General features: G+C 67.2%; 15 protein-coding genes. 10 read left to right on the top strand and 5 right to left on the bottom strand.

Going from position 1 to position 18,372, the window contains the following annotated elements:
* The 3 genes from K5Q19_RS14025 to K5Q19_RS14035 all read right to left on the bottom strand — a co-directional run.
* A partial coding sequence (locus tag K5Q19_RS14025; protein ID WP_292946248.1) for an amidohydrolase family protein occupies positions 1 to 533 on the bottom strand: 533 nt, incomplete at its 3' end.
* A 3-nt stretch (positions 534 to 536) separates the two neighbouring features.
* The gene (locus K5Q19_RS14030; RefSeq protein ID WP_292946249.1) at positions 537 to 941 is read right to left on the bottom strand and encodes an MAPEG family protein; all 405 of its coding nucleotides are present in this window, start codon (positions 939 to 941) and stop codon (positions 537 to 539) included.
* 90 nt (positions 942 to 1,031) lie between these two features.
* Positions 1,032 to 2,603, bottom strand: a complete 1,572-nt coding sequence (locus K5Q19_RS14035) for a long-chain fatty acid--CoA ligase (RefSeq protein ID WP_292946250.1) — start codon at positions 2,601 to 2,603, stop codon at positions 1,032 to 1,034.
* 187 nt (positions 2,604 to 2,790) lie between these two features.
* Here K5Q19_RS14035 and K5Q19_RS14040 point away from each other — a divergent pair, with 187 nt between their 5' ends.
* The 7 genes from K5Q19_RS14040 to K5Q19_RS14070 all read left to right on the top strand — a co-directional run bounded on the left by K5Q19_RS14040 (position 2,791) and on the right by K5Q19_RS14070 (position 11,814).
* Positions 2,791 to 4,236: a DUF87 domain-containing protein gene (locus K5Q19_RS14040; protein WP_292946251.1), complete on the top strand. Its 1,446-nt coding sequence runs from the start codon at positions 2,791 to 2,793 to the stop codon at positions 4,234 to 4,236.
* Positions 4,237 to 4,321: 85 nt separating this feature from the next.
* Positions 4,322 to 4,996: a response regulator transcription factor gene (locus tag K5Q19_RS14045; RefSeq protein ID WP_292946252.1), complete on the top strand. Its 675-nt coding sequence runs from the start codon at positions 4,322 to 4,324 to the stop codon at positions 4,994 to 4,996.
* Positions 4,993 to 6,018: a HAMP domain-containing sensor histidine kinase gene (locus K5Q19_RS14050; protein WP_292946253.1), complete on the top strand. Its 1,026-nt coding sequence runs from the start codon at positions 4,993 to 4,995 to the stop codon at positions 6,016 to 6,018. The genes K5Q19_RS14045 and K5Q19_RS14050 overlap by 4 nt, the downstream gene beginning before the upstream one ends.
* A gap of 29 nt (positions 6,019 to 6,047) precedes the next feature.
* A complete protein-coding gene (locus tag K5Q19_RS14055) occupies positions 6,048 to 7,160 on the top strand; it encodes an efflux RND transporter periplasmic adaptor subunit (protein ID WP_292946254.1) in 1,113 nt (370 codons plus the stop codon).
* A 13-nt stretch (positions 7,161 to 7,173) separates the two neighbouring features.
* Complete coding sequence (locus K5Q19_RS14060; protein ID WP_292946255.1) at positions 7,174 to 10,251, top strand: CusA/CzcA family heavy metal efflux RND transporter; 3,078 nt, start codon at positions 7,174 to 7,176, stop codon at positions 10,249 to 10,251.
* Positions 10,244 to 10,543, top strand: coding sequence for a DUF3240 family protein (locus K5Q19_RS14065; protein WP_292946265.1), 300 nt, complete (start codon positions 10,244 to 10,246; stop codon positions 10,541 to 10,543). The genes K5Q19_RS14060 and K5Q19_RS14065 overlap by 8 nt, the downstream gene beginning before the upstream one ends.
* Positions 10,540 to 11,814: a TolC family protein gene (locus tag K5Q19_RS14070; protein ID WP_292946256.1), complete on the top strand. Its 1,275-nt coding sequence runs from the start codon at positions 10,540 to 10,542 to the stop codon at positions 11,812 to 11,814. The genes K5Q19_RS14065 and K5Q19_RS14070 overlap by 4 nt, the downstream gene beginning before the upstream one ends.
* A gap of 1 nt (position 11,815) precedes the next feature.
* Here the strand turns inward: K5Q19_RS14070 and K5Q19_RS14075 are convergent, their stop codons facing one another.
* Positions 11,816 to 12,064 carry a hypothetical protein gene (locus K5Q19_RS14075; RefSeq protein WP_292946257.1) on the bottom strand — a complete coding sequence of 83 codons (249 nt, stop codon included), beginning with the start codon at positions 12,062 to 12,064 and terminating at the stop codon, positions 11,816 to 11,818.
* A 7-nt stretch (positions 12,065 to 12,071) separates the two neighbouring features.
* Here K5Q19_RS14075 and K5Q19_RS14080 point away from each other — a divergent pair, with 7 nt between their 5' ends.
* Positions 12,072 to 12,251: a hypothetical protein gene (locus K5Q19_RS14080; protein WP_292946258.1), complete on the top strand. Its 180-nt coding sequence runs from the start codon at positions 12,072 to 12,074 to the stop codon at positions 12,249 to 12,251.
* A gap of 11 nt (positions 12,252 to 12,262) precedes the next feature.
* On the opposite strand, the gene K5Q19_RS14085 is transcribed toward K5Q19_RS14080, so the two are convergent.
* Entirely contained in the window at positions 12,263 to 13,783 is a 1,521-nt protein-coding gene (locus K5Q19_RS14085; RefSeq protein WP_292946259.1) for a carboxyl transferase domain-containing protein, read from the bottom strand.
* A gap of 502 nt (positions 13,784 to 14,285) precedes the next feature.
* Between K5Q19_RS14085 and K5Q19_RS14090 the strand changes: the two genes are divergently transcribed.
* Entirely contained in the window at positions 14,286 to 16,367 is a 2,082-nt protein-coding gene (locus K5Q19_RS14090; RefSeq protein ID WP_292946261.1) for a phage tail sheath subtilisin-like domain-containing protein, read from the top strand.
* Positions 16,368 to 16,558: 191 nt separating this feature from the next.
* Positions 16,559 to 18,372, top strand: a 1,814-nt coding sequence (gene dxs, locus K5Q19_RS14095; protein ID WP_292946263.1) for a 1-deoxy-D-xylulose-5-phosphate synthase, incomplete at its 3' end; no start/stop codon positions are given.

Genomic DNA, 18,372 nt, shown 5'->3' on the forward strand with positions numbered 1-18,372 from the left:
GCAAGGTCCTGCTCGGTCGCCGCCTCGCGCGCCGCGCCCCGCTCGCCCATCGCATAGACGCGCAAGGGCGAATGCGGGAGATAGGCGGCTACATCGATATCGCGCTTCTGTGCAGCGACTTTGTCGAGGTATTCGGGGAAGGTCTCCCAATCCCACGAAAGGCCCTCGGTCATCACCACGCCGGGGATATCCTCCACGCCTTCCATCACGTTGATCAGCATGTCGTGATCGGCCTTGCGGCAGGGTGCGAAGCCGACACCACAATTGCCCATCACCGCTGCCGTCACCCCGTGCGCGGAGGACGGCGAAAGCTCCTCGGCCCAGATGCACTGGCCATCGTAATGGGTATGAACGTCGATGAAGCCGGGAGTGACGATGCGCCCCTTGGCCTCGATCTCCTCAGCGCCGCGCCCGCTGAACTTGCCGATAGCGGCGATGCGTCCGCCGCTGATAGCCAGATCGCCTTCGATCAGATCGCCGCCGCTGCCATCGGCAATCGTACCGCCCCGGATCACCAGATCATAGTCAACCATGCCTCAGGCTCCTTGCGCCACGCGAACGATCCCGCCGATCAGCGAGCCGAGCACGAATGTGTAGATCGGCGGCATAGAGATATAGAGCGGGATCAGCCGCTTCTGAGCCGCCTTGTGATAACCGCGCGCGTAGAGCACGCGCATGAACGGCCAGATCGCGCCAATCCCGGCGGCCCACAAGGGGCTCACCACATAGGCGAAGAGCCACATGCCGGGCAGGAACAGCACGAGGTGCTCCAGCGTGTTCTGGTGCGCGCGGACATAGCGCTCGTATTCTTCCGGGCCGCTGTGCGAGGGCACCGGGATCTTGAAGCGCCCGCGCGCCAGCCCCGCCATCAGCAGCGTGAAATAGTAGGCCAGCAGCGCCAGCGCACTGACGATCACGACGTAGACGTATGGATCGATCATGGTTGCCGGCGCGCCTCTTCCCTTTTGCTTTGCACCAAGGCTGACGCCCGGCGGGCAGCGCGGCAACTCGCATTTTTGGGACAGATCCGGTCAGTGCTGTCCTGCACCCTCCCGCGCTCTGAGCTCTTCCTTCAGCGCGGCCTTGGAAATCTTGTTGGCGCCGCTCAGCGGCATCGGCTGTTCGCGGATTTCCAGCGTGCGCGGGCATTTGTAGTGCGCGAGAATCCCGCGGCAATGCTCGATAAGCTCGCGCTCCGTCGCTGCTGTGCCCGGCTTGAGGGTGGCGACGGCATGAACCGCCTCGCCCCAGTGCTCATGCGGGCGGCCGAACACGGCGCATTGCGAAACCGCCGGGTGCGCGGACAGCGCATTCTCGACTTCAAGCGAATAGACGTTCTCGCCGCCGGAAATGATCATGTCCTTGAGCCGGTCGATCACGAAGAGATAGCCCTCATCGTCGAAGTAGCCGATATCGCCGGTGTGCATCCAGCCGCCGCGCAGCGCCTCGGCGGTGAGTTCGGGGCGGTTCCAATAGCCCAGCATCACGTTCGGCCCGCGCGCAACGATCTCGCCGGCCTCCCCGGGGGGAAGCAGCCGGTCCTGAGCATCGACAATCCCCACTTCGGCGAACATCACGGGCCTTCCCGCTGAACGCAGGCGGCCGCTTGCCCAATGCTCGGGCAGATGATCATGGCAATCAAGGATGGTCACCACCGGCGAAAGCTCGGTCATGCCGTAGGACTGGAGAAAGCCGACATTCGGCAGCGCCGCCATGATTTCCCTGAGCAGCGCTTCGGGCATCGGTGCGGACCCGTAGGACAGCACACGGAGCGACGAGAGGTCCGCTTCGATCAGCGCCGGATCATCGAGCATCGCGCGCAGCATTGTCGGCACAAAGGTGGCGTGGGTAACCCCCGTCCACGCGATGGCTGCGATGACTTCACTTGCCACGAAACGCGGGAGGAGAACATGCGTGCCCGCCGCATGCGTCACGGAAAACACGCGGGCGGCCGCCGCGACATGGAACAGCGGGCCGTGATGGAGATGGACGATATCGGGACCGAGCCCGAGTTCGCCATACGTGTTCGCGGTGTTGGCCACGAAATTGGCATGGCTGAGCATGACGCCCTTTGCCGCGCTGGTCGTGCCGCTGGTGTACATAAGCACGGCAAGGTCATCACCGCAGCGCCCCTGATCGGGCAGCGGATCGGTCTCCTCGATGAGGTCTTCGAGACGGCGCATTCCTGCGGGTAGATCGCCCTCCCCCGCAAGGAGCATGCACACATCACTGCCAGCCGCAGCCCGCAGATCATCGCGCAGATCGGCAAAGTCATCGCCAAGCACGATCACGTCCGGTTTGCAGTCGGCCACCTGATCGCACAGCTCGCCCAGCGCCAGCCGGTGGTTGAGCGGGGTGATCGCGCCGCCCGCGTGGATCGCGGCGAAGAAGCATTCGAGCGAGTGGTGACTGTTGAGCGAGAGCAGGACGACGCGGCCACCGGTCGTCAGCCCGAGCGATCGAAAGGCACCCGCGAGCCGTGCGACCCGATCGGCAAAACCGCTCCATGTGAACGACCTGGCGCCATCGATCACGGCAACGCCCTCACCGCGCAGATGCACCGCACGCCGCAAGGCCTGCCCCAGACTGACCGCCCTGTTCACTGACGCGCTCTCCTGCTTAACCCGCTTGGCCTGCGGGTATTTGCCCCCAATTGCAGGGGCCGCCGCCGTTTGACAATGCGGACAGACAAGGCCCCCAGCATTTGATGGGGCGCGCTTGCCGTTATCACCGCCTTAGCCTGCGTCCGGGTCTTGCCGACAGCCTCGCAAACGGGCCATGCGGCGCGGGATGACTCTGAAGGTAGACATGGGATTCGACAGTGCCGGGGGTGCGGCACTGGTCGATCTGGAAGAGCTTCTGGCGACGCGCCTGCTCGTCCAGGGCAATTCCGGCTCGGGCAAGTCGCATCTGCTGCGCCGGATGCTGGAGAAAAGCGCCGGGCAAGTCCAGCAGGTGATCATCGATCCGGAAGGCGATTTCGTCACGCTTTCGGGCCCTTATGGCCACGTTTCGATCGAGGCGATCGACTATTCGATCCCCGAGATCACCCACTTCGCCCGGCGCTGCCGCGAGCACCGCACTTCCGTCGTGCTCAGCCTCGAAGGGCTGGAGATGGAAGGCCAGATGCGCTGCGCTGCCGCCTTCCTCATGGGCCTGTTCGATGCCCCGCGTGAACACTGGTTCCCCGCGCTTGTGGTGGTGGACGAAGCACAGATCTTCGCGCCCGCCGCTGGTGCGGAAGTGAGCGAGGAAGTCCGCCGCGCCTCGCTCGGGGCGATGACCAACCTGATGTCGCGCGGGCGCAAGCGCGGGCTGGCCGGGATCATCGCCACCCAGCGCCTTGCCAAGCTTTCGAAGAACGTGGCGGCGGAAGCGAGCAACTTCCTGATGGGCCGCACCTTCCTCGATATCGATATGGCGCGCGCCGCCGATCTCCTCGGGATGGAGCGGCGACAGGCCGAATCCATCCGCGATCTGGCGCGCGGCACCTTCCTCGGCCTTGGTCCCGCCATCGCGCGGCGCCCAGTCATGCTGAAGATCGGACCTGTCGAGACCTCTGCGCGCAGCAGCAGCCCGGTGCTGGTGCCGCTGCCCGATGCCCCCGCGCCGGATATGCGCGAGTTCCTGCTCGCCGGCATGGATGATGCCCCGCAACCGCAGCCGGTCCCGACGCCGCGTCCCCAGCCGGCGACGCTGGTGCTGGAAGAACTGGCGCGTCTGCCCATCGCACCGGTTGCCGAAGATCCGCCCGAACCGGTGGATGCCGAGCCGGTCATGGTCGCGGCCCTGCGCGCCATCGTCTCGGACGAGGAAGCCACCGGCAAGACGACCGCCGTGCTGTTCCAGGACTTTCAGGTGCGCTGCCGGATGCATGGGCTGCGGCAGGCGCCGCTTGATCTCGCCGGCTTCACCCGCCGCCTCGCTGCCGCGCGGGCGGGCATCTTCGAAGGGCTGGAGGACGAATGGGCGCCTGCCCTCGAAGCCGGACGCCGTGTGCCCGATGACATGCTGGGCGCTTTCCTCCTCATCGCGCGGGCAGCAAGCGAAAACCGCCCCTGCCCCAGCGATCAGGACCTGGCGCTGGTCTATGGCACCAGTTCGCTGGGCCGGGCACGCCGCGTGCTGAGCTATATGGAAGAGCGCGACATCATCGTGGCGCGGACCGACCTTTCGGGCCGCCGCTCGATCACGATCCCCGCACTGGGCTGGACAACCTCACCGACCGAGCCCTGAGAGACGCGGACGCAGCAGGGCAAGCCCGTCAGCCTCCCGTCAGGCTCGCTTGCTATTGGCCACCCTCTGTTGAAAGCAAAGTGCGATGGCGCGGGTTCTGATCATCGAGGACAACGAACGGCTGGCCGGCCTGATCGCCGATGGCCTCGGCGCGCAGGGCCATGTCTGCGATGCGGTCCATACGCTGGCGGCGGCGGAAGATGCCCTCGCCGCCAACCCTTTCGACGGCATCGTGCTCGATCTTGGCCTGCCGGATGGCGACGGCGTCGACTGGATGCGCGCGCACCACGGGCCGCGCCCGCCGATCCTTGTGCTGACCGCGCGCGATGCGCTAGAGGACCGCATCAGGGGCCTTGATGCAGGCGCCGACGACTATCTTCCCAAGCCCTTTGCGATGAGCGAGCTGGCCGCCCGGCTGCGCGCCTTGCTAAGACGGCCCGGCGGGCGGCAGGATGCGGTGCTGGCCCTTGGCAACGTGGCATTCGATCCGGCGAGCCAGCAAGTGACGGTCGAGGGCCAGCCGCTCGACCTCACCCGCCGCGAGGTTGCGCTCATCGAACTGCTGCTGCGCCGCGCCGGGCAAGTGGTGCGCCGCGCGGTGATCGAAAGCAGCCTCTACACCTTCGACGAAGCCGTCACCCCCAACGCGGTCGAGGCGAACATCTCGCGCCTGCGCCGCAAGCTGGAGGATGCCGAGGCGGCGCTTGAACTCCACACGATCCGGGGCGTGGGCTACATGGCGCGGGCGCGCGGCGCATGAGGCGGGCGCCTTCGATCATCCGGCGGCTGACGGCCAGCCTTGCGTGGGTCGGCGGGCTGGGCGCGCTGCTGCTGTTGATCGTGATCGGCATCGAGTACCGCATCTCGTTCAGCAATCTGGGTGACCATGACGCATTCGTCCGTGCCATCCACGAACTGAGCGAACACGTGCTGCTGCCGATGGCGGTGCTGATCCTGCCGATGGCGCTGGCAGGGCGCTGGGCGATCAAGAGCGGCGTACGTCCACTGATCGACGCCGCCGCGAAAATCGATGCCCGCGCCGGGGAAATCCGCGGCGTGCGGGTCGATACCACCGACTTCCCCATCGAGGCCCGCCCGTTTGCCGATGCGATCAACCGCGTGCTCGGCCGGATCGATGGTGCGGCTGAACTGCACGAGGCCTTTGCCGCCGATATCGCGCATGAGCTGCGCACACCCCTCACCCTGCTCTCGCTCGAGCTGGACCGGCTCGATCATCCGGATGCCGAGCGCATGCGCGGTGATGTTGCGCGGATGCGCAGGCTGATCGACCAGCTGATGCTGCTGGCGCAGATCGATGCAGATCATGCAGCGCAGATCGCGCCCGCCCCGGTCGACCTTGGCGATGTGGCAGAGGACGTGATTGCCCAGCTGGCGCCGATCGCGCTCGACCGGGGACTGCGGCTTGCGCTCGAGGCGGATGGTCCCGTCATGGTGACGGGGCGGCGCGAGGCGATTGGCGCAGCGCTGCGCAACCTGATCGAGAACGCGCTGCGGGCAAGCCCCGCCGGGGGCTGCGTGACGGTGCAAACCCGCGCTGGCGGCCTCCTCGCGGTGCGCGATGAGGGGCCGGGACTCTCGGCCGAACAGCTGACGATCCTGACCCAGCGCCACCGCCGCGCCGATCATGCCAGCCGCGATGGCGCCGGGCTCGGCCTTGCGATTGTCGAGCGGATCATGCGCGCCCATGACGGCACATTGGAAACGGGCGCTGCGGCGCGCGAACTGCGCCTGCGGTTTCCACCCGCAACCTCGTCAGACTGACGTCAGCTTCCCGGACTAGGGCCAATCTCATGAAGCAGAATTCCTGGATCCTTGGCGGCGCCGCCGCTGTGCTGCTCGCGGGCGGTGGCTGGTGGTGGATGACCTCGCACGCTCCGGAAGCAGCGACGGCTGCCACCAATCCCGCGCCCGGAGCGGCCAAGGACGGGATGATCGCCCTGTCCACCGAACAGATGCATGCGCTGGGCCTCACACTTGCGGTTGCATCTCCCGCGCAGACGCTGCCGGTGGCCGAACTGCCCGCACAGATCATGCCCCAGCCCAATGCGCGCGTGGCCGTTGCCGCGCAGTTTCCCGGCGTGATCACCCGCATCTTCGTGGTGGGTGGACAGGACGTGACCGCAGGCCAGCCGCTCGCCACCGTCGCCAGCCGCGACATGGTGGGCCTGACCGCCGAACTCGCCCGCGCCCGCGCCCGTCAGAGCGTGGCCCGCGCGCAGGCGGCACGGCTCGGGCAACTGGCACGTGAAGGGATCATCGCCCCGGCCCGCGCCGATGAAGCCGCCTCGCTGGCGCGGCAGGCCGATATCGATGTGGGCGAACAGGGCCGGTTGATCGGCCTCGTTCCGGGCGGACGCGCGGGCGGCTCGGGCTATACGCTGACGGCTCCGATCAGCGGCCGCATCAGCGCGATGAGCGCGGAGACCGGCAAGGCCGTCGATCCGGCCATGGCGCCTTTCGTGATTGATGGCGGCGGCCCGTTGCAAGTGACGGCACAGCTGCCCGAGCGGCTGCTCGCGGCGGTGAAACCCGGCATGGCGGTGCGCATCGGAACGGTTTCGGGCACGGTGACGGCGGTGGGCCAATCGCTCGATCCCGCCACGCGGTCCGCCACGGTGACCGCCACGATCCCCGCCGGAAGCGCGGCAGCGGGCAGCGCCACGTCGATCGGCATCGAGGGTCAGGCCCCTGCCGGCGCGGTGCGCATTCCCGCTGCCGCGCTAGGCGAGGTCAACGGCGCCAAGGTCGTCTTCGTCGCGGTGCGCGGCGGCGTTCGGGTGCGACCTGTCACCGTCGGCGGCCAATCGGGCGACAGCGCGGTAGTCCTCAAGGGCCTCGCCCTCGGCGAACGCGTCGCAGCGAGCGGGGTGAGCGAGCTCTCAACGCTCGCCGGCGCCAACTGACCGCGCCCGGATCATGCTCCGCGAACTTCTTGCCAAGGCGCTGTCCTTCCGCATGCTCGTGCTGGCCGCCGCGCTCGTTGTGGCGGGGATCGGCGGCTGGACTTTCGTCAACCTCCCCATCGATGCCTACCCGGATATCGCGCCGACGCAGGTGAAGATCATCCTCAAGGCGCCCGGCATGACGCCGGACGAAGTCGAGACGCGCATCCTCGCCCCGATCGAGCAGGATATGCTGGGCCTGCCCAAGCAAGCCGTGCTGCGCGCCACCGCCAAGTATGCCATTGCCGACATCACCATCGATTTCATCGAAGGCACCGACATCTACTGGGCGCGCCAGCAGGTGAGCGAGCGGCTGGCGGGCGTGATGGGCGATCTGCCGGGCGGCGTCAGCGGCGGGCTCGCCCCGATCTCCACGCCGCTGTCCGAACTCTTCATGTTCACCATCGACGGCCCGCAAAGCCTCGAAGCCCGGCGCACGGCGCTTGACTGGACGATCCGCCCGGCGCTGCGGACGGTGCCGGGCGTGGCCGACGTCAATGCACTGGGCGGCTATGTCCGCACGTTCGAGGTGCGGCCCGATCCGCTGGCGCTCGGTGCCGCCGGGCTCACAATGGCCGATGTGAAGGCGGCAGTCGAAGCCGGCAACCGCAACGATGGCGCCGGACGCCTCGCCAATGGCGAAAACGCGCTGATAGTGCGCGCGGTGGGTGCGATCCGCACGCTGGACGATCTGCGCGCCCTCGTGCTCCATGCGCAGGGCGGACGTGTGCTGCGGCTCGGCGACGTGGCAACTGTCAGCAACGGCAGCCTGACCCGCTACGGCGCGGTCAGCGCGGATGGGCATGGCGAGACCGTCGAGGGCCTTGTCATCGCCCTGCGCGGTGCGGATGCGCGCAAGGTCGTTACCGGCGTGAAGGCCCGCCTCACCGAACTGCAGCACAGCCTGCCGCCGGGCATGAAGATCACCACCTTCTACGACCGCTCGGACCTGATCGACCGCGCGGTTGGCACGGTGGAGGAAGCGCTGCTCGAAGCGACCCTTCTCGTCGTGGTGCTGCTGGTGGTCTTCCTCGGCGATTGGCGCGCCGCCGCGATTGTGGCGACCACCCTGCCGATGGCGGCGCTGATCTGCTTCATCCTGATGCGCGGCTGGGGCCTCACGGCCAATCTCATGAGCCTTGGCGGCCTTGCCATTGCCATCGGCATGCTGGTCGATGGCGCCGTGGTCGTGGTAGAGAACGTGGTCGAACGGCTCGCCCAGGCGCACGGCGATGAGCAGGCCCCGCGCCTCCATCACGTGTTCCGCGCTACCAGCGACGTGATCGTGCCCGTCTCGGCTGGCCTCCTCATCATCGCGCTCGTGTTCCTGCCGCTGGTCTCGCTCGAAGGCCTTGAAGGCAAGCTGTTCGCGCCGGTCGCGCTCACCATCATCTTTGCGCTCGTTGCCGCGCTGCTGCTCGCGCTGACGCTCGTGCCGGTGCTCGCCTCGCTGGGCCTGAAGTCCGGCGCGCATGGTGAACCGTGGCTCATGCGCTGGCTCGCGCCGCGTTACCGCGCGCTCCTCTCCGCCGCCTTCGCGCGACCGAAGCTCGTCTATGGCGCAGCCGCAATCGGCCTTGCCGCCGCCGTCGTCGCCTATGGCGCAGTGGGCAAGACCTTCATGCCGCAGATGGATGAAGGCAGCGTCATCGTCCAGCTGGTCAAGAGCCCCTCGATCGGCCTCTCCCACTCGGTCGCCGGAGACCTTGCCGCGCAGCGCATCCTGAAAGCCAAAGTGTCCGAAGTGGACCGCGTGATCTCGCGCGTCGGCGCAGACGAACTCGGCCTCGATCCGATGGGCCTCAACGAGACCGACACTTTCATCACGCTGAAGCCCCAGTCCGATTGGCGCGGCAGCAAGGACACGATCATCGAGGACATGCGCCGTGCCATGGCGCTGCTCCCCGGCATCGATGCAAGCTTCACCCAGCCTATCGAGATGCGCGTCTCCGAGATGCTCACCGGCTCGCGCGGGGACCTCGCGGTCAAGATCTTCGGCCCCGATGGCGCGACACTAGGCAAGCTCGCCGGTCAAGTCGAGGCCATCCTCAAGGCAACCCGCGGCGCGACCGAAGTGATGACCGTCGCCAACGACCGGGTCGATTATCTGCAGATCGATATCGACCGCCTCGCCGCCGGACGCGCCGGGCTCTCGATCGACATGATCGAGGATACCCTGCGCGGGCAGCTTGAAGGCGTGCGCGCGGGCGTGGTGGCGGAGGGGAACCGCCGCATCCCCATCGTGATGCGCGGCAGCGAGACGGTGCAAGCCAATCCCGCCGCCTTCGGAGACGTACTGCTGCGCGGTGCAGATGGACAGACCGTGCGGCTGAGCGATGTCGCCCGCGTTCGCCCGGTCGCCGGCCCGGTCAAGATCGACCACGAGAACGGCTCGCGCTATGCCTTGGCGCAGGCGTTCGTCTCAGGCCGCGATCTCGTCGGCTATGTCGAGGACGCCAAGGCTGCCGTGCTGGCCAAAGTGCCGATGCCAGCGGGATACCGTGTGGTGTGGGGCGGGCAGTTCGAGAACCAGCAGCGCGCCGCCGCCCGGCTCTCGCTCGTGGTTCCGGCGGCGCTGCTGCTGATCTTCTTCGTCCTGCTTGCCACGCTGCGCTCGCTGCGCGCGGCGCTGCTGATCCTCGTCAACATTCCCTTTGCGATGGTCGGCGGCATCGTCGCGCTCTGGGCCGCAGGGCAGTACCTCTCCGTGCCCGCCTCGGTCGGCTTCATCGCACTACTGGGTATCGCGGTGCTCAACGGGCTCGTCCTCGTTTCCTACTTCCGCCAGCTGCGCGCCGAAGGAACGCCGATGGCCGAAGCGGTCCGTCTCGGTGCCGAGCGCCGCCTGCGCCCGGTGCTGATGACCGCCAGCATCACCGCCTTCGGGCTTGTGCCGCTGCTCTTTGCCACCGGGCCCGGCTCAGAAATCCAGCAGCCGCTCGCCATCGTGGTTATCGGCGGGCTGGTCAGTTCCACCCTGCTGACGCTCGTGCTGCTGCCGATCCTGTTCGAACGCTTTGGCGAAAGCCCCGAGGAACGTGCCAATGGCTGACGTGCTGCTCACCCTCCACTGCGCCGCCGCCGACGCCGAGACCATCGGCGAAGCGCTGCGCGGGGCGCTCAGGTCCCCGGTGCATGTGCGCGCCGAAGCCGTGCTCGGGCTGGACTTCTCCGATGCGACCACGGCCGAGCAAGTCACCGCGCGACTGGACCGGCGGGCGATCGAACTGGTGCTGTCAGAGGCGGCCGTCCCCGAAGCGCTCGCTATGCTCGGCCGCGTCCGCCGCAGCGGCGCGGTGCGCTGGTATACCACCCAGGTGCTCGAGAGGGGGCGCGTCGCATGATCCGCCGGAGTCTTCTTGCCGCCATCCTCCTCCCCGGCCTCGCCCTTGCACAGGAAGTGCCCCCGCTTGACCAGCGCGCGGACCTGCCGCCCGCGCCGCTCGTCAGCGAAGCGCTCGACAGCTACCCGGGCGTGCTCTCTGCCGCCGCCCGCATCGATGCCGCCCGCGCGCAGGCCGGTGCACTGGCGCGCGGCTCGCAGGAAGTCTCGATCCAGGCCACCGCGCTGCGCCGCGCGGTCGACCGCGAGGGGAGCTACCCCGAGTTTGATGCCACCGTCACCCGGCCCTTCCGGCTTCCCGGCAAGGCCCGGCTCGACCGCAAGACCGGCGCTGCTGGCGTCAGCTTTGCCCAGAACCAGATGGCCGACGCCCGCCATCAGGCTGCGCTCGCACTGTCACAGCAGTGGTTCGATTGGATCGAAGCCGGTGCGCTGGCCGCCAGCGACGCCGCCAACATTTCCTACCTCGAACGCGCGCTGGCCGCGGTCGAGCGCCGGGCGGCACTGCGCGATGCCGCCGCGCTCGATGTCGATCAGGCCCGCGCCGCGCTCTCGCGTGCCCGCGGCCAGCGCGCCGATGCCTTGGCGCGCGCCGCAGAAGCCCGCGCCCGCCTTGCCGCGACGTTTCCGAGCATTCCCCTGCCCCCGGAGCCCCCCGTGCCGACAGCACCCGCCGAGCCGCCGATGGGCTTCGAGACGCTCGCCAAGCTGGTCGTCGAGCGCAGCCACGAGATCGGCGCGGCGCAGGCCATGGCCGACCGCGAAGGCTTCGCCGCCGATCGCGCGCAGGCCGAGCGCCATGCCGATCCCTCGTTCGGCATACGCGCCTTCAGCGAGCGCGGCGGGATGGAGCGCGGGCTCGGCGTTGTCGCCACGATGCCGCTCGGTGGCGGTTACCGCCGCTTTCAGGCTGAGGAAGCCGCCGCCAATGCCCGCGCCGCCGCGCAGGACCTCGCCGGTGTGCAGCGTTCGGTCGCAGCGATGGCCGCAGCGGACCGGGCACTGGCTGAAACACGGCTCGCAGGGTGGCAGGCGCTGGCGCAGTCAGCCGAGGCCGCGAATGCGGTTGCCGAACGCACCATCGCCGGCGGCAAGCTCGGTGCGATCGATCTTGCCGACGTCCTTCTCGCCCAGCGCCAGGCGGGCGATGCCCGGCGCGAGGAGATCGCCGCGCGGATGGCGGCGCTGCGGGCGATCCTCAAGCTCGAGATCGATTCCCACGTGGTCTGGATCGATGCCGACGACCACGGGGAACCCAACCCCGCACCGTGACCTAGCGGAATTCAAGCTCCGGGAAGCCCGCCGCCGCCGACTGGTCGAGCGCATCGTAGTAGAAGTTCGCGCCGCCGAAATAGATCAGCACGCGCGCGCCCTTGTCGGCGCGGTTGGCGCCCATCATCCACGAATTGACCTTGTCGCCCTGCGCCATCAGCGTCTGGGCGTGGATGTCGGCGGTCTGCCTGGTCCGGGCCGCTTCCGCCTCGGCCCTGGGCCAGAACGTCGCGTGGCCTTCATGCTCCATCTTGCGGATGCAGGCGGCAATCCAGATCGCGTTCTGCTCGATCGAGGTCGGCAAGAACACAGGGGTCGCGTTCATCTTCGGCCTTGTCTACCAGTGGCTGGCCAATCCCTCCGCGATCAACCTGCACACGCTGATGCAGCACTACCGCGACAACACGATCCGCATGCTCCGGCAACCCACCAGCTAAGCTGACGTGCGCTAGCCGCCCAGTTTGGCCCATGCCAGCTCGGCGAATTCACACAGCAGCGGGCGCGTGTCGCGCGGATCGATGATGTCTTCCACAGCATAGCGTTCGGCGGTGCGGAAGGGTGAGCGCACCTTGTTGAGCCGATCGCGGATCATCGCGAGATGCGCGGCCGGATCTTCGGCCTGCTCAAGCTCCGACTTGTAGGCCACTTCGATGCCGCCCTCGATCGGCAGGCTGCCCCAGTCCCCCGAAGGCCAGGCAAAGCGGTACTGGAACTCGTCCGCATTGCTCATCGCGCTGCCCGCAATACCATAGGCCCGCCGCACGATGACCGACGCGAGCGGGACCTTCGCGCGGTAGATCGCGTTCATCGCCTGCACGCCGTAGCGGATCGTGCCGCTGGTTTCGGCGGCAAGGCCGATCATGAAGCCCGGATTGTCGACGAGGTGGATGATCGGCAGGCGAAACTGGTCGGCCAGCTTCACGAAACGCTCGACCTTTTCGGACGTGCGCGCTTCCCACGATCCGCCGAGGAACGAGGGATCGCTCGCCAGCAGCGCCACCGGCCAGCCGTCGAAGCGCGCAAAAGCGGTGATCGCGGCGCGGCCCCATTGGCGGCCCATTTCGAACACGCTGCCCTTGTCGGCCACGGCTTCGGCCACCTTGCGCATCGAATAGACCTGCTTGGGATCGCGCGGGACAGCGGACAGCAGGAATTCCTCGCGCCGATCGACGCGGTCGCGCGGCGTGATGCGCGGCGCTGGCTGGCCGACGCGGCTGGGCAGGTAGGACAGGAAACGGCGCGCGCGCTGGAACGCTTCGGCCTCGCTCGCCACTTCGTCATCGACCACGCCATTGCGGGTGTGGATCGCGCTGCCGCCCAGGCTTTCCTTGTCGCTCGCCTCGCCCAGCGCCTCCACCACGGCGGGCCCGGCCGCGAAAAGCTGCGAGAGCCCCTTCACCATCAGTGAATAGTGGCTCGCCACGACGCGCGCCGCGCCAAGACCCGCCGTAGGTCCAAGCGCGAGCGCGACCACGGGCACCGTATCAAGGTTGCGGATCACGTCCGACCAGCCGGGGACCGCCGGCACATAGGTCGCGCCGATCTCCTCCAGCGTGCGCACCGAACCGCCGCCGCCGGTGCCATCGATCATGCGGATGATCGGAATGCCCAGCGTGTGCGCCATCTTCTCGCACTGGGTGAACTTGCGATGGATCGCCGCATCGGCCGCGCCGCCGCGCACGGTGAAGTCATCGGCGGAAGCCACCACCGTGCGGCCTTCTATATTGGCGCGGCCAAAGATCAGGTTCGATGGGCTGAGGTCCGCAAGATCGCCAGCGGCATCGTAGTGCCCCTTGCCGGCGATCTTGCCGATCTCGCGGAAGGATCCTGCATCGACAAGGCCCGCAATCCGCGCCCGCGCATCGAGCTTGCCTCGCCCATGCTGCCGCGCGACTTTGTCAGCCCCGCCCATTTTCTCGGCCATGGCCTCGCGGCGGCGCAATTCATCGATTTCGGCTTGCCAGCTCATCGCTCTCTGTCTCCCGCCGAGCGATGTGACATGTCCTGTCGCGAGGTGGAAGGGGCGCTGACCGATTTGAGCCGAGCGGTTCGTATTGTGTAGTTTGCGCGGAGTTAACCTAGAGTATCCGTGGATATGGCGCGTGTCTTGTGCGATGATCGGGATGAAACACACACTGCAGGAATCTTCTTGCCTTGACCAGGTTCGAGTAAGCACCAAGCAGCATCCTCGCTGAGGCGTTAACAAAGAACACGATTTTCAATGTTTTGGTTCATCATTGGTCGAAGAAACTCTGCCGCCGGCCGAGCCCGGCCGACCGATCGATTTCTGCGACAAGCTTGGCTTATTGCGATAGACCTACGATTTTTCGGAATGATCGGAACTTGGTTACACAACAGTCCTGCCCTTCAGCTTGACTTTCCGGCATCCATCGACCGGCCATCAGGCGATTCACGACCATCGGATGCACCGGCAGCGGCATGCTCCGTCTGGAATTGCAAGGTAGCGCGCCATGCCCGACAACCTCAACTATCCCGGCGTCTTTGTTCAGGAAATTCCCAGTGGTGTCAGGACGATAACCGGCGTCAGCACCTCGATCGGCTTCTTTGTCGGGCGCGCGCTGAAGGGTCCGCTCTATGATCCGATCCTGTGTCAGAGCTTCGAGGATTTCGAGCGCGCCTTCACCAGCCACTATGCCGGCGGCGATCTCGCCCGCGCGGTGCGGCTGTTTTTCCAGAACGGCGGAACCCGGTGCTACGTCTCGCGCATTGCCGACGAGATGGGCGCAAATACCGTCAAGGCGGCCAAGGTCCGGCTCCTGACGGAAAGCAAGGCCCCGTCGCTCGACCTGACCGCACGGTCCCCGGGCGCGCTGGGCAACGATATCCGGATTGGCATCAGCTATGGCACCGACGATCCCGAGGCGACCTTCAACATGGAAGTGTTCCGCTGGACCAGAAGCAGCACCGGCGCAGCGACCAAGGTCGATTGCGAATACCATGCCGGCCTGAGCATGGACCCGGCGAGCCCGCGCTATGCGGCCGAAATCCTGAACCAGCAATCAGGGCTCGTCACCGCGGTCGATTCCAGCGCTGCACCGGGTGGTCCCGGCTTCTCGCAGAGTGGGCGGCCCCTTGCGGCAACCTCGAATGCAGTCCTGCGCAACGAGCTCATCGCCCTGTTCGGCAAGACGGCGTCGCGCACCAGTTTCCAGTTCCGCATTTCGGTCGATGGCGGACCGGCGCAGCTCGTCGATCTCGGCAAACTCGACTTCACCGTCGCACCGCTGCTGAACCCCGCGACGATCCGGACAAACATCTGCACCACCATTGCCGCGCTTATCAATGCCGGCGTCAGCCCGGCGGTCGTTACCGCGTCTCTGATTAAGGGACCTTCAGGCCAGACCGGCGAGAAGAACCACAAGACCAGACTGCTGCGCATCGCATCGGCAAAGGGCGACGTCAGGATCTTCCCCGGTCCCGACCCCGCAACCGACATTGCCGCCGCGCTCATGCTGGGAACCGCGCAGGGCGGCGCGGAAGTCTCGCGCTGGGCCGCCAGCCGACCCGACAGGCTGTCCGCTTCCGTCACCACCTCAGGGACCGACATTGGCGGGAGCTTCAACCAGAACACCCGGTACTACAGCCTCGGCGGCGCTGGCGGCGCATTCCAGGCAGGCGCCGTCGCGGGGAGCGACGGCGGGCCACCCAGCGCGGCCGACTACGAGCGCGCCTATGAGACCGCCGATCGCGAGATCGATCTGTTCAATCTGCTCGTGCTGCCCAAGGATGCGGATCATTCCGATGCCACGACCCGCGCCTTGTGGGGTCCGGCCAGCCGGTTCTGCGAGCGCCGCCGCGCGTTCCTGATCATGGATCCGCCGTCCGACTGGACCACTGCGCAGCAAGCCGCCGGTCCGGCGGTTGGCGTCGACACGCTGCGCTCTGGTCTGGTCAAGGATCATGCGGCGGTATTCTATCCCAACCTCAGAATCACCGAGGCGGGCAAGGACCTGTTTGTCGGGCCAAGCGGCGCGATTGCGGGCCTGATGGCGCGGATCGATGCCGCGCGCGGGGTGTGGAAGGCACCCGCCGGTACCGAGGCCGATCTGCGCGGGGTGACCGGGGTCCAGTACCGCTTCACCGACGGCGAGAACGGGGTGATGAACCCCAAGGGCGTCAACACGATCCGCGTCTTTCCCAACGGCATCGTCAACTGGGGCGCGCGCACCATGGACGGCGACGACGGCTTCGCCTCCGAATACAAGTACATCCCGATCAGGCGGCTGGCGCTCTACATCCAGGAAAGCCTCTATCGCGGCGTCAAATGGGTGGTGTTCGAACCCAATGACGAATCGCTCTGGGCGCAGATCCGGCTGAACGTGGGCGCCTTCATGAACAACCTGTTCCGACAGGGGGCCTTCCAGGGGCAATCCCCCAGGGACGCCTACTTCGTGAAGTGCGACGCCGACACGACCACGCAGAACGACCGGAACCTCGGCATCGTAAACATCGTCGTCGGCTTTGCGCCGCTCAAGCCTGCCGAATTCGTCGTGCTGACGCTGCAGCAGATAGCCGGGCAAATTGAGGCCTGACACCTGCCGAAAGGCTGCTTCAAAAGTCCGGATTCCCGTGGATACCCCCGATCGGGCCTCACGGGTGATCATTTCCAACGAAGATGCCGCGCTCGGCAGGCCAGCTCGAGTTCGCCGCAAGCAACGTTTCGTGGACAAACCCCGCCCGGGCGCAATCGACAAGCCGCTCATGCTTCTGTAACTGGCAAGGCATGGTATCTGATAACAATACGCCGCTGCTTGATCTGGTTGATACGCCAGACGACCTTCGCAAGCTTCCACCTTCGCAATTGCGCCAGCTCGCGGACGAGTTGCGGGCAGAGATGATTGCCTCGGTTGGGCAGACGGGGGGGCATCTGGGCTCGGGTCTGGGTGTGGTGGAGCTGACGACGGCGATCCACTACGTGTTCGATACGCCGCGCGACCGGCTGATCTGGGACGTGGGGCATCAGGCCTATCCGCACAAGATCCTGACCGGGCGCCGCAGCCGCATGCGCACGCTGCGGCAGGGCGGCGGGCTTTCGGGCTTCACCAAGCGCTCCGAGAGCGAGTACGATCCCTTCGGCACCGCGCATTCGTCCACCTCGATCTCGGCGGCGCTGGGCTTTGCCATTGCCAACAAGCTGAAGGACCAGCCCGGCAAGGCGATCGCGGTGATCGGTGATGGCGCGATGAGCGCGGGCATGGCCTATGAGGCGATGAACAACGCGGCAGAGGCGGGCAACCGCCTCGTCGTCATCCTCAACGATAACGACATGTCGATCGCGCCGCCGGTGGGCGGGCTCTCGGCCTATCTCGCGCGGCTCGTCTCCTCGCGGCCGTTCCTCGAGCTGCGCGAGATGTTCAAGGCGATCTCGCGCCGCCTGCCCGAACCGCTGCACAAGGCCGCGCGCAAGACCGACGAGTTCGCCCGCGGCATGGCGATGGGCGGGACGCTGTTCGAGGAACTGGGCTTCTACTACGTCGGCCCGCTCGACGGGCACAACCTCGACCAGCTGATCCCGGTGCTCGAGAACGTGCGCGATGCCGCCGAAGGGCCGTGCCTCGTCCATGTCGTGACGCAGAAAGGCAAGGGCTACGGCCCGGCCGAGAACGCGGCGGACAAGTATCACGGCGTGCAGAAGTTCGATGTGATCACCGGCGAGCAGGCCAAGAGCGCCGCCGGCCCGCCAAGCTACACCAATGTCTTCGCCCAGGCGCTGCTGGCCGAGGCCGCGCGCGATCCCGCCGTCTGCGCGATCACCGCGGCGATGCCGTCTGGCACCGGGCTCGACAAGTTCGACAAGGTCTATCCCGAGCGGCACTTCGACGTCGGCATTGCCGAGCAGCACGCCGTCACTTTCGCAGCGGGCCTTGCCGCGCAGGGCATGCGCCCGTTCTGCGCGATCTACTCGACCTTCCTGCAGCGCGCCTACGACCAGGTCGTGCACGATGTGGCGATCCAGAACCTGCCCGTGCGCTTCGCGATCGACCGCGCCGGGCTGGTCGGTGCGGACGGCGCGACGCACGCCGGCTCCTTCGACGTGACCTACCTCGCGACACTGCCCAACATGGTGGTGATGGCCGCGGCCGACGAGGCGGAACTCGTCCACATGGTCCACACCGCCGCCTTGCATGACAGCGGCCCGATCGCCTTCCGCTACCCGCGCGGCAATGGTGTGGGCGTGCCGCTGCCTGAGGTTCCCGAGCGGCTGGAGATCGGCAAGGGCCGCGTAGTGCGCGAAGGCAGCAAGGTGGCGATCCTTTCGCTGGGCACGCGGCTCACCGAAGCACTCAAGGCGGCGGATCAGCTCGATGCCAAGGGGCTCTCGACCACGGTGGCGGACCTGCGCTTTGCCAAGCCGCTCGACGTGGCGCTGATCCGCCGGCTGATGGCCTCGCACGAGGTTGTCGTGACGGTGGAGGAAGGTTCGATCGGCGGGCTCGGCGCGCATGTGCTGACCATGGCGAGCGACGAGGGCCTGACCGACGCCGGCCTGCGCATCCGCACGATGCGCCTGCCCGACGTGTTCCAGGACCACGACGC

The organism is Novosphingobium sp., from assembly GCF_019748365.1.
Taxonomy (GTDB): Bacteria; Pseudomonadota; Alphaproteobacteria; order Sphingomonadales; family Sphingomonadaceae; genus Novosphingobium.

What these genes read in the sequence shown, in the direction of transcription:
- K5Q19_RS14065 (WP_292946265.1), top strand. Translation starts at nt 10,244, where the DNA reads ATGGCTGACGTGCTGCTCACCCTCCACTGCGCCGCCGCCGACGCCGAG.
- K5Q19_RS14080 (WP_292946258.1), top strand. Translation starts at nt 12,072, where the DNA reads ATGCAGGCGGCAATCCAGATCGCGTTCTGCTCGATCGAGGTCGGCAAG.
- K5Q19_RS14085 (WP_292946259.1), bottom strand. Translation starts at nt 13,783, where the DNA reads ATGAGCTGGCAAGCCGAAATCGATGAATTGCGCCGCCGCGAGGCCATG.
- K5Q19_RS14040 (WP_292946251.1), top strand. Translation starts at nt 2,791, where the DNA reads ATGACTCTGAAGGTAGACATGGGATTCGACAGTGCCGGGGGTGCGGCA.
- K5Q19_RS14075 (WP_292946257.1), bottom strand. Translation starts at nt 12,064, where the DNA reads ATGGAGCATGAAGGCCACGCGACGTTCTGGCCCAGGGCCGAGGCGGAA.
- K5Q19_RS14050 (WP_292946253.1), top strand. Translation starts at nt 4,993, where the DNA reads ATGAGGCGGGCGCCTTCGATCATCCGGCGGCTGACGGCCAGCCTTGCG.
- K5Q19_RS14030 (WP_292946249.1), bottom strand. Translation starts at nt 941, where the DNA reads ATGATCGATCCATACGTCTACGTCGTGATCGTCAGTGCGCTGGCGCTG.
- K5Q19_RS14070 (WP_292946256.1), top strand. Translation starts at nt 10,540, where the DNA reads ATGATCCGCCGGAGTCTTCTTGCCGCCATCCTCCTCCCCGGCCTCGCC.
- K5Q19_RS14055 (WP_292946254.1), top strand. Translation starts at nt 6,048, where the DNA reads ATGAAGCAGAATTCCTGGATCCTTGGCGGCGCCGCCGCTGTGCTGCTC.
- K5Q19_RS14090 (WP_292946261.1), top strand. Translation starts at nt 14,286, where the DNA reads ATGCCCGACAACCTCAACTATCCCGGCGTCTTTGTTCAGGAAATTCCC.
- K5Q19_RS14045 (WP_292946252.1), top strand. Translation starts at nt 4,322, where the DNA reads ATGGCGCGGGTTCTGATCATCGAGGACAACGAACGGCTGGCCGGCCTG.
- K5Q19_RS14060 (WP_292946255.1), top strand. Translation starts at nt 7,174, where the DNA reads ATGCTCCGCGAACTTCTTGCCAAGGCGCTGTCCTTCCGCATGCTCGTG.